The organism is Leuconostoc suionicum, assembly GCF_001891125.1.
In the GTDB taxonomy this organism is placed as follows: domain Bacteria; phylum Bacillota; class Bacilli; order Lactobacillales; family Lactobacillaceae; genus Leuconostoc; species Leuconostoc suionicum.
In genome coordinates, this window is sequence record NZ_CP015247.1 from 736,824 (window position 1) to 749,760 (window position 12,937).

At 38.6% G+C, this 12,937-nt stretch carries 12 protein-coding genes and 1 riboswitch; of the genes, 9 read left to right on the forward strand and 3 right to left on the reverse strand.

Going from position 1 to position 12,937, the window contains the following annotated elements:
• Window positions 1-5: 5 nt before the first annotated feature.
• Together A6B45_RS03775 and A6B45_RS03780 are read right to left on the reverse strand one after the other, a co-directional pair.
• Window positions 6-299: a thiamine-binding protein gene (locus tag A6B45_RS03775; RefSeq protein ID WP_072613411.1), complete on the reverse strand. Its 294-nt coding sequence runs from the start codon at window positions 297-299 to the stop codon at window positions 6-8.
• Window positions 296-877, reverse strand: a complete 582-nt coding sequence (locus A6B45_RS03780; protein WP_072613412.1) for an ECF transporter S component — start codon at window positions 875-877, stop codon at window positions 296-298. Before A6B45_RS03780 ends, A6B45_RS03775 begins: the two co-directional genes overlap by 4 nt.
• Before the next feature lie 279 nt (window positions 878-1,156).
• Window positions 1,157-1,246: riboswitch (TPP riboswitch) on the reverse strand.
• Window positions 1,247-1,496: 250 nt separating this feature from the next.
• Between A6B45_RS03780 and A6B45_RS03785 the strand changes: the two genes are divergently transcribed.
• From A6B45_RS03785 to pepT, 3 genes are read left to right on the forward strand one after another with little or no spacing between them, the layout of a single operon-like run.
• Window positions 1,497-2,186 (forward strand): tRNA (adenine(22)-N(1))-methyltransferase, encoded by a 690-nt coding sequence (locus tag A6B45_RS03785; RefSeq protein ID WP_072613413.1) that lies wholly within the window; start codon window positions 1,497-1,499, stop codon window positions 2,184-2,186.
• A complete protein-coding gene (locus tag A6B45_RS03790) occupies window positions 2,183-2,968 on the forward strand; it encodes a Nif3-like dinuclear metal center hexameric protein (protein WP_072613414.1) in 786 nt (261 codons plus the stop codon). Before A6B45_RS03785 ends, A6B45_RS03790 begins: the two co-directional genes overlap by 4 nt.
• A 43-nt stretch (window positions 2,969-3,011) precedes the next feature.
• Window positions 3,012-4,247, forward strand: a complete 1,236-nt coding sequence (pepT, locus tag A6B45_RS03795; RefSeq protein WP_072613415.1) for a peptidase T — start codon at window positions 3,012-3,014, stop codon at window positions 4,245-4,247.
• 51 nt (window positions 4,248-4,298) lie between these two features.
• Here the strand turns inward: pepT and A6B45_RS03800 are convergent, their stop codons facing one another.
• On the reverse strand, window positions 4,299-4,496 hold the full coding sequence (locus tag A6B45_RS03800; RefSeq protein WP_072613416.1) for a YjzD family protein: 198 nt from the start codon (window positions 4,494-4,496) through the stop codon (window positions 4,299-4,301).
• Window positions 4,497-4,690: 194 nt separating this feature from the next.
• On the opposite strand from A6B45_RS03800, the gene A6B45_RS03805 reads away from it, so the two are divergent.
• From A6B45_RS03805 to A6B45_RS03830, 6 genes are all read left to right on the forward strand, one after another.
• Entirely contained in the window at window positions 4,691-8,029 is a 3,339-nt protein-coding gene (locus tag A6B45_RS03805) for a DNA polymerase III subunit alpha (RefSeq protein WP_072613417.1), read from the forward strand.
• Window positions 8,030-8,124: 95 nt separating this feature from the next.
• Window positions 8,125-9,546: a pyruvate kinase gene (pyk, locus tag A6B45_RS03810; protein ID WP_072613418.1), complete on the forward strand. Its 1,422-nt coding sequence runs from the start codon at window positions 8,125-8,127 to the stop codon at window positions 9,544-9,546.
• A 163-nt stretch (window positions 9,547-9,709) separates the two neighbouring features.
• Complete coding sequence (locus tag A6B45_RS03815) at window positions 9,710-10,906, forward strand: ammonium transporter (RefSeq protein WP_072613419.1); 1,197 nt, start codon at window positions 9,710-9,712, stop codon at window positions 10,904-10,906.
• A 103-nt stretch (window positions 10,907-11,009) separates the two neighbouring features.
• Window positions 11,010-12,002 carry a PhoH family protein gene (locus tag A6B45_RS03820; protein WP_072613420.1) on the forward strand — a complete coding sequence of 331 codons (993 nt, stop codon included), beginning with the start codon at window positions 11,010-11,012 and terminating at the stop codon, window positions 12,000-12,002.
• Window positions 12,002-12,484, forward strand: a complete 483-nt coding sequence (ybeY, locus tag A6B45_RS03825; RefSeq protein WP_072613421.1) for an rRNA maturation RNase YbeY — start codon at window positions 12,002-12,004, stop codon at window positions 12,482-12,484. Before A6B45_RS03820 ends, ybeY begins: the two co-directional genes overlap by 1 nt.
• A complete protein-coding gene (locus A6B45_RS03830) occupies window positions 12,468-12,935 on the forward strand; it encodes a diacylglycerol kinase family protein (RefSeq protein WP_010284749.1) in 468 nt (155 codons plus the stop codon). Before ybeY ends, A6B45_RS03830 begins: the two co-directional genes overlap by 17 nt.
• Window positions 12,936-12,937 lie beyond the last annotated feature (2 nt).

A 12,937-nucleotide genomic window follows, 5' to 3' on the forward strand; every position in this document is an offset into this window, starting at 1 on the left:
TCCGCTTATTTATATTTATCTGTTTTCTTTGCAATGGTTAAAACATCAGAATCTGTAGCCATGTTTATTTTGCTGTATACCATGACGGGAATGTCACTAATTTGTGCTGCAACCTTGGGCAGATTTTTTAAAATATCCATTAGTTGATCGTAATCACCTTCAAGAGTTGATTCAAAAGCACCTACCTGATAGTTGACACCACTCTTGTTGATATAAGCAATCACATGATCAACTATGCGAATGACTTCTTCTGTGTCAGCTGTCATTGGTAATACTTGGACTGCAATGCTTGATATCATGAGACCACCTCGTTTTTATTAACTTCTAGAATACCTGATTTAGCAACCAATTTTTGTGTGAAGTAAACGATAACTCCTGCAAAAATAGCTGCTGAAATGAGGCGAGTAATGAATAATCCAATCAACAAACCAAATGAGTAATCGGCATAACCATTACGGAACAGGTCCCAAATAAATGTCACAACAGTAACTGTGATGACAGACATTGACAAACTCGTTTTGTCCCAACGACGGTAGCCAAATACAGCAAATCCAAGTTCGGTACCAAAACCTTGGATTAATGCAGCGACAACATTCATGACACCCCATTGAGAACCAAAGACCATTTCAATTGTGCCGGCAAGTGTTTCACCCACAATAGATGCACCGGGACGACGTAAAATGAACCCAGCCATAGGACCAGCCATTAGCCAAGGACCCAATGTTGCATCATTAGCATATGCGCTTAATCCGAATGGTGTTAAAAAGGCAGCGATGACATTATAGCCAAATGCCCAAGCCCAAAATATAAATCCAAAAAACACACCGATTAGTGCGATGAAGATAACATCGCGAAGTGACCATTTGTTTGCAGACATTTGCAAAACCTCCTAAAATTTCCGATATTAACCAATAAGAGTATGAGATATACAACTGTTTTCATGACTTATTGGTTAATAATTGATGTAACCGAAATCACCGCAAAATCGGGTGTAATTAGAAAAAGCCAGGCTTCACAAGGAAGACTGGCTTGAAAAATTGTGGTCATAATCTCAATGAAGAAACGATACTTAACAAACTTGTATTATTTCATCATCACATATTATAGTGATGACGTCACAAAACATAGTACTGTCAAAATATGTCATTTCATTAATACATTTTCAAGTAAATCTCCCTACGCTAGTATTATCTAGATCAGGTATAATGGGTTTTATCTCAGCGCGGCGGCACCCCAGATTTTGGTGTTTTCAGTTATTTGTGAAAAGCTCACGCATAGAGTGTAACACAGGACAAATTATCGTGCAAACTATTCGTATGCTGTAGAATTTAATTACTAAATAATGTTATATTTTCTAACATTCTAATGCTTTTAATTAAGAAATGTGAGTATGATGTAACTTGTGGCCCTTATTAATTAAAAGTACATGATATCAGCGAGATATTGACTTATTTGTTATACTAAAATGAGTAAAAAAACAACTCTAAGGATAGAAAATGGACAGTATTCATCTTTCACCACGGCTTGCAGCTGTGGCTTCATTTGTACCCAAAGGCGCAAGGTTAGCCGATATTGGCTCTGATCACGCCTATTTACCTGCTAATCTATTAATCAATAACAAAATTTCGTTTGCAATTGCTGGTGAGGTTGCTAAAGGGCCTTACGAAAATGCGCAGCACGAAATTGTTCGAAGATCGTTAACCACGCAACTTGAGGCGAGATTGGCGAATGGATTAGCGGCAATTAAAGATGAGGATCATATTGATACGGTCACAATCGCTGGTATGGGCGGTGTCTTAATTACAGACATATTAGAAGCGGGATTTTCAAAAGCCAAACGATTTGAAACGCTTATACTACAACCTAATACCGATGAGCACATTGTGCGAACATGGCTAAACAACCATCAGTATAAAATTAACGATGAGGTTATTGAACAAGAGGATAACCATTTTTACGAAATTATGGTTGCAACAGAGGGCACTCAAAGTTTATCAAGCCTTGATAAAAAATTTGGTCCGGTCTTGCGAAAGCAAAAAACATCAGTTTTTGTTGCTAAATGGCAGAAAGAATTGGATCGCATCGACACAATTTTTGAAAATCTTGAATTTGCTGGGAAAGCGGATTCACCTATTTATCAAGAGTGGAAAAACAAATATCAGCAAATTCAGGAGGTTATCAAGTGATTGCACAAGAGTTAATTAACAAGATTGAGCTTTTTGCACCTAAACAATTAGCTGAGGAGGGTGACCCTACAGGACTGCAAATTGGTGATCCTAAACAGCCTGTGCATCGAGTAATGACAGCCCTTGACGTTCGCCCAGAAGTGGTTCAAGAGGCAATTGACAATCAGGTCGATTTTATATGGGCACACCATGAGGTCATGTTCTTTCCGGCAAAAAATCTAGACCTATCACAGCCTCAAAATCGAATGTATGCAGATTTGATTCAACACCATATTGTTGTTTATGCTTCACATACTAATATGGACAGCGCACAAGGTGGCATGAATGATTGGTTGGCTGAAGCACTTGGTATTCAAAATGCAGTGCCTCTGGTACCAAATGTAGATAAGAGAACGGGTCTTGGCAGGATTGGACAATTAGTGCAACCAATTTCTGTACAAGAATACGCTGTGAAAATTCGTGATTTGTTTCAAGTTCAAGCAGTGCGCGTTATCGCTAACGATGTGACAAAGCCAATTCAAAAGATCGCTGTGCTAGGTGGAGATGGAGGCCGTTGGTGGCGGGTTGCGCAACAAGCAGGAGCTGATGCCTACGTCACAGCCGATGTCTACTATCACGTTGGGCACGACATCTTGGCTTCAAATTTTATTGTGATTGATCCTGATCATCACATGGAAGCCATTGCTAACAAAAAAATGGTTGCTAAGGTCAAAGAATGGTTTGGCGACACTGTTGATGTAGTTGCTACAAAAATCAATACAGATCCATACAAATATATTTAGTTACCGGTTAAAACAGTGAGCAAATGCTCAAAAGGAGTAATATATGACAAAGTATCCTGAATTAACAGAACGTTTTTTGAAGTATATAAAAGTAGATACGCAGTCTGATGAGAATTCAGAAACAGTGCCGTCGTCACCTAAAGAGGTCGCCTTTTTGGCAGATTTAGCTGAGGAGTTGAAAGCTATTGGTCTTGAAAATGTACGCACAATGAAAGACGGTTATGTGTTTGCGGAATTATCAAGCAATATTGATGATAGTGCTGTGCCCACAATTGGATTTATTGCACACGTTGATACTGCAGATTTTAATGGAGCGAACATTAACCCACAAATTATTGAGAATTACGACGGCCAATCGTCAATTAAGTTAGGAAATAGTGGTTATGAATTGACAACTAAGGAATTTCCTAGCTTAAAAAAATATGCGGGACATACGCTAATAACAACCGATGGTACAACACTATTAGGTGCTGATGATAAAGCTGGAGATGCTGAAATCATTACGGCAGCTCAGTATTTGATTGCACATCCAGAGGTTAAGCATGGTGATTTGCGATTTGCTTTTGGACCAGATGAAGAGATTGGTATTGGTGCCGACCATTTTGATGTTGAAGCATTTGGTGCTGACTTCGCTTATACAATGGATGGCGGACCGTTAGGAGAGCTTGAGTGGGAGACATTTAATGCTGCGAGCGCCGTTATCACAATTCAGGGGCGAAATGTTCATCCAGGAACTGCAAAAGATACAATGGTTAATGCTATTCAGCTAGCATTTGATTTCCATGAACAACTTCCTGTCCATGATCGCCCAGAAAACACTGAAGGAACAGAAGGATTTTGGCATCTTCTAGCAGTTGACGGTAATCCTGAAGAAGCAACTCTGCGTTATATTGTTCGTGATCATGACCGAAATATATTTGAAGAACGTAAGCAAAGATTATTAGATATTGCCGATGCCTTTAATCAGAAATTAAGGGAAAAGCGTATTAAAGTTGTATTGAAAGATCAATACTATAATATGGGTGAAATCTTGAAAGATGACATGTGTTCAGTTAATTTGGCTGAAAAAGCGATGAATAACTTAGCGATTAAACCAATTATTGAACCTGTCCGTGGTGGTACCGATGGTTCAAAAATAACTTTCCTAGGGCTGCCAACACCAAATATTTTTGCTGGTGGCGAAAATATGCATGGCCGTTTTGAATATATTTCTACAACAGTCATGGAACAGGCAACAGACGTTATTTTAGAAATTGTAAAACTTGCACAAGAAAAATAACTTTTGGATAAACAAAAAGAGCTCAAATGAGCTCTTTTTAAATCTTGTGATTTATTCTTCAGACGCAACTTCTTTTGGTGCAGCTGATCCTGAAATTGCTGGAATTGCAACTAGCGCAATTTCACCAACAATGACAGCAATGACAGCAACAGTAACAAAATCATAAGTGCCAGAATTCAATTGGGATACAATATAACCCAAAATTTCACCAAATATTGCCGACCAAATTGCTACCATAATGTATTTCATGATTTTTTACCTCTTTACTGTCATTATAATACACCTTTTTTCACAAATGGCAAGTTTTTAAGGGAATTTAAACAAGAAAATAGAAAATGTCTTATCTGTGGTTTTGTGGGACCCTAATATTTGTTAAAATTAACGACTTTTCTGTGATTTTTCTGTATAATTAAAGAAAACGGATGTTCGTATAAGGAGTTGAAATGTACGCACCGCTTCAAATTTTAAGCAGTTATAGCTTATTAAAAAATCCAAATACAATTGAACAAATTGTCCAAACGGCAAAGACTCGTGGTTATGAAGCCATTGCACTGGCTGATGTTAATGTAATGTACGGGGCGATAGACTGGTTTCGACAAACAAAAAAGCATGGGATTAAGCCTTTATTTGGCTTGACATTAATGGTCAATGGACTTGTGAATACTGCTACGCTATTTCCAGTCGTACTATTAGCTGAGAATCAAGTAGGCTACCAAAATCTAATGTGGCTATCATCAGCCAAGATGACTAGTCAAGGAGATTTTCAGTGGGAAACAATGGTCAAACACTTATCTGGTATAAACATTGTTTTTCCAACTGACAGTGAGCTTGTTCAGCTCATCTCTTCGGGGTATGAGAAAGTTAATGACTATTGGCAACAACTTATCACCCTTGTTGACGCTCACCATTCTTTTATTGGTATTAATTCACAAATGGCACCGCAGATACAAGAGAGATTAGCGCAATTTAGCGAACAAACCGGTGGCCGTATGATTGCTTTAGATGACATTGATTATCTGAACTCAGACGATGCGTTCACTACTCAAGTCTTAAAAGCAATTGATGCAAATGTTAAATTGGACGATATTAAAATTTTGGCTCAACAACAAGGCTCACATATTTTAAGAGATTTAACTGTCGTTCAGCAAGAATACCAAGGCACAGAAATACTAAAGACAGCCTATATTAATAACGAACTATTGGTTTCAAAAAGCAATGTCAGCATTGAATTTAAAGATACGGCTTTACCACCTTTTGAAACACCATCTGGCGTGACCAACGCACAGTTTTTAGAAACAATTGCTGTCAGTGGATTAAAAAAACGATTACAAGGACATAATGTGAGCTTGAACTTGTACGAAGAAAGATTGCAGCACGAATTAAAAACCATTGAAGTGTTAGGATTTAGCGATTACTTCCTGATTGTTTGGGACATTGTTAACTTTGCGCATAAAAACCACATTCAAACTGGACCAGGTCGTGGTTCTGTCGCTGGATCTTTGGTTGCGTACAGTTTACAAATTACCGATGTAGATCCCTTGCAATTTAACTTGCTATTTGAACGCTTTCTAAATGACGAGCGCGTGCAAATGCCTGATATTGATATTGATTGGCCACCAAGCAAACGTGAAGAACTATTCGCCTACCTTCATCAAAAGTACGGGAAAAGAAATTTTGGTCAAATTATTACATTTGGTACTTTAGCTTCTAAGCAAGCCCTACGTGATGTTGGTAGGGTTTTTGGGTTACCAACCCCGACATTGAGTAAGTTGAGTGCTAGTATACCTGAAGGAAAAAATGGACGTAAAGTGTCCATTGAGGATGCGCTTAAAGCGCCACAATTACAGAATGCCCTTCGTGATATTGATAATGGTAGATTATTATTACAAACGGCGTTGAAAATTGAAGGGTTACCAAAAAATTACTCTACACATGCGGCAGGAATTGTGCTTAGTGCGAATCCTTTGGTACAAACATTGCCTGTGCAATCTGGTACGGAGGGACGTTTATTAACACAATTTGAAAAAGATCCAGTTGAACAATTAGGGTTACTTAAAATCGATATTCTAGGATTACAAAATTTGGCAATTTTAAGCCAAGCACTCTATTATGCTCAAAAAGAGCTACCAGAAGGGTTTGATATTACCAAAGTTGCTTTAGATGACGCCAAAACCTTAGCATTATTTGCTAAAGGAGACACAAATGGGGTTTTCCAATTTGAATCTGCCGGCATTAAAAATGTATTGCGAAAGCTGAAACCAGTCACCTTTGAACATATTGTGGCTGTTAACGCGCTTTATCGTCCTGGTCCTGCACAAAATATTGATAAGTTTATTGCTCGACGCCATGGTAAAGAACCAGTGACGATCCCAGACCCTAGTTTGAAATCAATTTTGGCGCCAACTTTTGGTATTATTGTATACCAAGAGCAGGTTATGCTGGTTGCGGAGTCATATGCTGGATTCACGCTAGGTGAGGCGGATGTTTTACGAAGTGCCATGTCGAAGAAAAAAGTTGACAAAATGCAAAAATTGCATGAGCAATTTATTAAAGGTGCTTTAAAAAATGGGCATGATCAAGAGCAAGCAGAACTTATTTTTTCTTATATTGATGAATTCGCTAATTATGGTTTCAATCGTTCTCATGCAGTTGCTTATAGTAAACTGGCTTTTGAGTTAGCCTATTTAAAGGCACATTATCCGGTTGCTTTTTTTACAGCTTTACTAAATGCAAATCTGGGTGAACAAAAAAAAGTGCAGCAATATGTATCTGAAGCTAAAATGCGCGGAATTGTAGTATTAGCACCAGATATCAACAAGTCATATAAACTTTGGACATCTATCGAAAACCAATTACAAATGGGCTTGAACAACATCCGTGGTGTTCGTACGGATTTTGTGACAGGTGTGTTAGAAGAGCGACAAAATAATGGTTCATTTCAAACAATCCAGTCCTTTGTCAGACGTTTGCCAGATAAAATGCGTAAACGAGAAGTGTTAGAGCAGTTAGTATATGCTGGTGCACTTGATTCGTTTGGCTATAATCGACGCGAACTAATCGAAAATCTAGCGAGCTTGATTGAAGGTGCAAGCTTTGGTAACTTAATTTTGGAAGAAACGAAAATTAAGAAGTATGATAATTTTGCTTTGCCTGATCGTCTGAAAAAAGAAAAAGAAGTTATTGGCGTGAATTTATCAGGTCATCCTTTAGATGCATATGTTGATTTCATTTTGGAAAATGGTTTTAGTCAGATAGGAAATGTCGTACAGCCTGGCCAGGTTGAGAAAATAATCGCAATTATCGACAGTATTCGTCAGATCCGCACTAAAAAGGGGGATGACATGGCTTTCGTGAAGGTCTCTGATACCACTGGAGAAATTAGTGTAACCATATTTCCACAACTATTTAAAAAAATTAGCAATTTTCTGCAGCCTGGAACAATATTGAGCATTGCTGGTAAATCAGAGCGTGATATGCGGAATGAAATCGCTATTGTGGCTAATCACATTAATTTAGCGCCAGAACCGCAGCATGTCAAACCCGCTCAAGGGACCTGGTTTCTTCAACTTGACGAAAAGAATGATACACCGGAAAGGCGTGAGGAAATTAGCCAAATTATGAAAAAACATCATGGTCATAATCCAGTGGTGATTCACTGGCAAAAAGATGGTAAAAATCAAAAACTTGATCAAGAATTTTGGATGAGTAGTGAAACCGTTATCATGCGCGAATTAGCAGCTTTACTAGGTAGTGAAAATATTATTTTTAAACAAACTTACTAATAATATGACTTGTACAAATGGGTCATAATGTATAAAATAGAGATTGGGTAGAGTTGCACAAGCAACAACCAAGATAACTAAGGAGCTATTTAACCATGAAAAAGACGAAAATCGTCTCAACACTTGGTCCGTCATCATCTGATGTCGAAACAATCGTAAAGTTAATCCAAGCGGGCGCCAACGTATTCCGTTTTAACTTTTCACACGGTGATCACGAAGAACATTTGGGTCGTATGAATGCTGTTCACGAAGCCGAAAAGATTACTGGAAAGACAGTTGGTATCTTGTTGGACACTAAGGGTGCTGAAATCCGTACAACAAAGCAAGCTGACGGCAAGATCGAATTTCATACAGGTGACACATTGCGTATTGCAATGGATGAAAACCTTGAAGGAACGAAAGAAAAAATCGCCGTTACATACGCTGGTTTGTTCGATGATGTTAAAGAAGGTGGACAAGTCTTGTTTGATGATGGGTTGCTTGGTACAACTGTTATCGAAAAAGATTCAGCCGCTCGCGAATTAGTTGTTCGCGTTGATAATGACGGTATTTTGGGATCACGTAAGGGTGTTAATGCACCTGGTGTTTCAATTAACTTGCCAGGTATTACTGAAAAAGATGCTGATGACATCCGTTTTGGTTTGGATCATGAAATCAACTATATCGCTGCTTCATTCGTTCGTAAGCCTGAAGATGTGCTCGAAATCCGTGCATTGCTGAAGGAAAAGAACATGGAACACGTGCAAATCATTCCTAAGATTGAATCACAAGAAGGTATCGATAATCTTGATGCAATCTTGGAAGTTTCAGATGCTTTGATGGTACCACGTGGTGACATGGGTGTTGAAATTCCTGCTGAAAATGTGCCTTTGGTTCAAAAAGACATGATTCGTAAGATGAACAAAGCCGGATTACCTGTTATTACTGCTACACAAATGCTTGATTCAATGGAAGAAAACCCACGTCCTACACGTGCCGAAGCTTCCGATGTGGCCAATGCTGTGTTCGATGGTACTGATGCAACAATGTTGTCAGGTGAATCAGCTAACGGTGACTATCCTGTTGAAGCTGTTGCAACAATGGCTGCAATCGATGAGAAGGCCGAAACTTCATTGCGCGAAAACGGTCGTCATGAGGATATTTTCTTTGATGAAACTGATTCAACAGAAGCTGTTGCAGCATCTGTTGCTCGTATCGCACGCAATGTGAATGCTAAGGCTGTTGTTGTATCAACCAACTCTGGTTACACTGCACGTATGGTTTCAAAGCACCGCCCTGATGTTAACATTTTGGCCGTTACTTATTCAGAACGCGTGCAACGTGGTTTGACATTGAACTATGGTGTTGTTCCAGTGGTTTATGATGCACCAAAGACTATTGACGAAATGGTTGACTTAGCTAAGAAGGCCGTTAAAGACCAAGGATTGGCTAATTCAGGTGATACTATTGTTATTGCAGCAGGTGTACCAATGTCACAATCAGGTACAACAAACATGTTGACTGTGCAAACAGTATAATAATTTTAGTTTATACTTGCAAAAAAAGACTATAATGATTTGATTATTCAAATCACTATAGTCTTTTTTAATTTAATGTAAGAAAAGCTACCACAGTTTAATACTAAAATTTAGAGAACTGCTAATATTAAATTAATAAAGAAAAACAAGTAGGAGTGATTTAATGAACAGTGGTGATTTAGCATGGGTTTTAGTTTCAGCTGCATTAGTCTGGGTAATGACACCTGGATTAGCCTTGTTCTACGGTGGCTTAGGTGAGCGTAGAAACTTGCTGCACACGATGTTTATTCCAGTTATGATTATTGGAATTGCTTCGTTAGTGTGGTTTGTTGTTGGATATACGTTATCATTTGGTGGTAGTGGGAATGTGATTGGTAATTTTAAACATTTGTTCTTAACGAATGTTTCATTCACGCATTCTACTAAAGGTTTAACAATTCCTGATGGCGCATTTGCCTTGTTTCAAGGTATGTTTCCGATAATAACTGCAGCAATTATTACTGGATCCGTAATTGGTCGAGTTAGAATTAAAGCTTTGCTTGTATTCATTGCACTTTGGTTGATTTTTATCTACTCACCGTTAGCGCACATGGTTTGGGGCGGTGGATTCTTGGCTCAGTTAGGCGCGATTGATTTTGCTGGTGGAACTGTTGTTCATATTTCTAGTGGTGTGACTGGATTGGTATTGGCTTTGATGATTGGACATCGTCATATTGACAAGCACATACCTGTACGGCCCTCTTATGTTTTGATTGGTGGTGCGTTGTTATGGGTTGGATGGTTTGGGTTCAACTCCGGATCAGCTCTCGCAGCAAATGGCACAGCAGTTCTAGCGTTAGTTAACACATGGCTAGCATCAGCTGCCGCTGTATTAACTTGGGGTCTCGTTGAATATAAGTATCATGGACGAGCTACATTATCTGGTATTACTAGTGGCGGTGTTGCTGGATTAGTTGCTATTACGCCTGCTGCAGGATTTGTGGCACCATGGGCAGCTGTAGTGATGGGACTCTTAGCTGGGTTTATAGGCTTTGCTGGTATCACATTTGTTAAAAATAGTTTTGGATATGACGATACACTAGATGCTTTTGGTATTCATGGTATTGGTGGCGCTGTGGGCGCGATCTTGACAGGTGTATTTGCTGATAAAAGTGTTGGCGGTGTTGCTGGTTTAATCAACGGTGATGTATCATTGGTTGGCAAACAGTTAGTCGCAATTTTATTTACTATCGTATTTGCGGCGATTGGCACATATGTTTTAGCTAAAATAACAGAATTTATTGCTGCGCCATTACGTTTGACCGCTGACGAAGAAGCTGAAGGTTATGACGCAATTATGCATGATTTGACTGTGGAATAAAGGACAATAGTCCTTTTTATTTTGCCTGATATTTAGTGCATAAACTACCATCAATCACGGCAATATGGTAGAATAAAGGAAACATATAAAGGGGATTTGCTTTTTGACAGCACAAATTCAGCAAATTTTTACATTTGAAAATGTGGAGCAACAGACTAAGTTGCTTGGCGTTAATGATAATTTTTTACAGTTAATTGAAGAAGGATTAACTGTACAACTTCATGCTCGTGGTGACCAGATGACCATCTCAGGTGATGAGGATAAAGTGCCATTAGCTAAAGCTGTACTACGCGAGTTAACTACATTAATTAAGCATCAAATTAATATATCTGATACTGACGTTGTGAGTGCAATAACAATGGCACAGCGTGGGACATTGGAATATTTTGGTGACTTATATTCTGAAGTACTAATTCGTGACAATAAAGGGCGTTCCGTTCACGTTAAAAATTTTGGCCAACGTCAGTACGTGCAATCAATCCGTAAAAATGATGTCACGTTTGGCATTGGGCCAGCTGGAACAGGGAAAACCTTTTTAGCAGTCGTTATGGCAATAGCAGCTTTGAAGCGCGGTGACGTTGAAAGGATTATTATCACACGTCCTGCTGTTGAAGCAGGTGAGTCACTAGGATTTCTCCCAGGTGATTTGAAGGAAAAAGTAGATCCATATATGCGTCCCATTTACGATGCTATGAATGCACTAATTGGCGCGGAACAGACCCAGCGATTAATGGAGCGTGGTGTGATTGAAATTGCACCGCTAGCCTATATGCGTGGTCGAACATTGGACGAGGCATTTATCATTTTAGATGAAGCGCAAAATACAACGAATCAGCAAATGAAAATGTTCCTAACACGTTTTGGATTTGGCTCAAAAATGATTATTAATGGGGATATCTCCCAAATCGATTTACCATACGGTGCAAAATCCGGGCTTATTTCAGTCCAACGTATTTTGAAAGACGTAAATCATGTGTCATTTATTCATTTCGGTAGTGCCGATGTTGTTCGTCATCCAGTTGTCGGTCTAATAGTGGGTGCCTATGAAGCAGCTGAAAAAAAATTAGCCGAATTAAAAAAGGAGCAAATTAACTAATGGATTTGGCTATTATTGACCAAACAAAAGCTGGTGTTAATCAATATCATCAGGATCTGGTTCGCTGTGTACTAGACTATGCTGGTAAATATTTGAAATTACCCGATAATACAGAAATGTCTGTGACATTTATGAACAATGAAGAAATTCATCAATATAATAAAAAATATCGTGGTATAGACAAACCTACTGACGTGATTAGTTTTGCAATTGAAGAAGACGGTGATGATTTTCCAGTTTTACCAGACGAATTGATGGATGCTGAGTTAGCTAAAAATATTGGTGATATCTTGGTTTCTGTGGATATTATTAATTCTCAAGCAGAGTACTTGGGACATAGCTATGAACGTGAGTTAGGTTTCTTAGTGGTGCACGGTTTCTTACATTTGAATGGATATGATCATATGTTGGGCGACGCAGAAGAAAAAGAAATGTTTGATTTACAACGAGAGATTTTAGATAATTATGGCCTCAAAAGATAAAAAGCTAGAGGGTGCGCCTAAAGACTACAACAAAAAAGTACAACGAAACAGTACATTTTTTCGAGCCATGAGAAACTCTTTGCACGGTATTTGGCTGATACTAGTCAGAGAACGCAATATGCGAATACATATCTTGCTAGGATTTCTCATATTGCTTGTGGGCTTACATCTTGGCTTAAACCGTGCAGATTGGTTGTGGGTTGCAGTCGCAGTATTTACAGTAATATCGAGTGAGTTTTTGAACACGATTATTGAAGCCGTGGTCGATTTGGTTGTTGAAAAAAGATACCATCCGCTTGCCGGATTGGCAAAAGATGTCGCTGCTGGAGGCGTTTTAGTTGCCGTGGGTTTTGAAATTATTATTTTATTGATTGTATTTCAACCTTATGTTTGGCGGCATTTTGGTATTGTTACTAATTTTTCACAATTTATTCATGACTTTAGTAAATAAAA

Coding starts and splice junctions, on each gene's coding strand:
- A6B45_RS03815 (WP_072613419.1), top strand. CDS start 9,710: ATGAACAGTGGTGATTTAGCATGGGTTTTAGTTTCAGCTGCATTAGTC.
- A6B45_RS03775 (WP_072613411.1), bottom strand. CDS start 299: ATGATATCAAGCATTGCAGTCCAAGTATTACCAATGACAGCTGACACA.
- A6B45_RS03800 (WP_072613416.1), bottom strand. CDS start 4,496: ATGAAATACATTATGGTAGCAATTTGGTCGGCAATATTTGGTGAAATT.
- pyk (WP_072613418.1), top strand. CDS start 8,125: ATGAAAAAGACGAAAATCGTCTCAACACTTGGTCCGTCATCATCTGAT.
- A6B45_RS03785 (WP_072613413.1), top strand. CDS start 1,497: ATGGACAGTATTCATCTTTCACCACGGCTTGCAGCTGTGGCTTCATTT.
- A6B45_RS03830 (WP_010284749.1), top strand. CDS start 12,468: ATGGCCTCAAAAGATAAAAAGCTAGAGGGTGCGCCTAAAGACTACAAC.
- A6B45_RS03805 (WP_072613417.1), top strand. CDS start 4,691: ATGTACGCACCGCTTCAAATTTTAAGCAGTTATAGCTTATTAAAAAAT.
- ybeY (WP_072613421.1), top strand. CDS start 12,002: ATGGATTTGGCTATTATTGACCAAACAAAAGCTGGTGTTAATCAATAT.
- A6B45_RS03780 (WP_072613412.1), bottom strand. CDS start 877: ATGTCTGCAAACAAATGGTCACTTCGCGATGTTATCTTCATCGCACTA.
- pepT (WP_072613415.1), top strand. CDS start 3,012: ATGACAAAGTATCCTGAATTAACAGAACGTTTTTTGAAGTATATAAAA.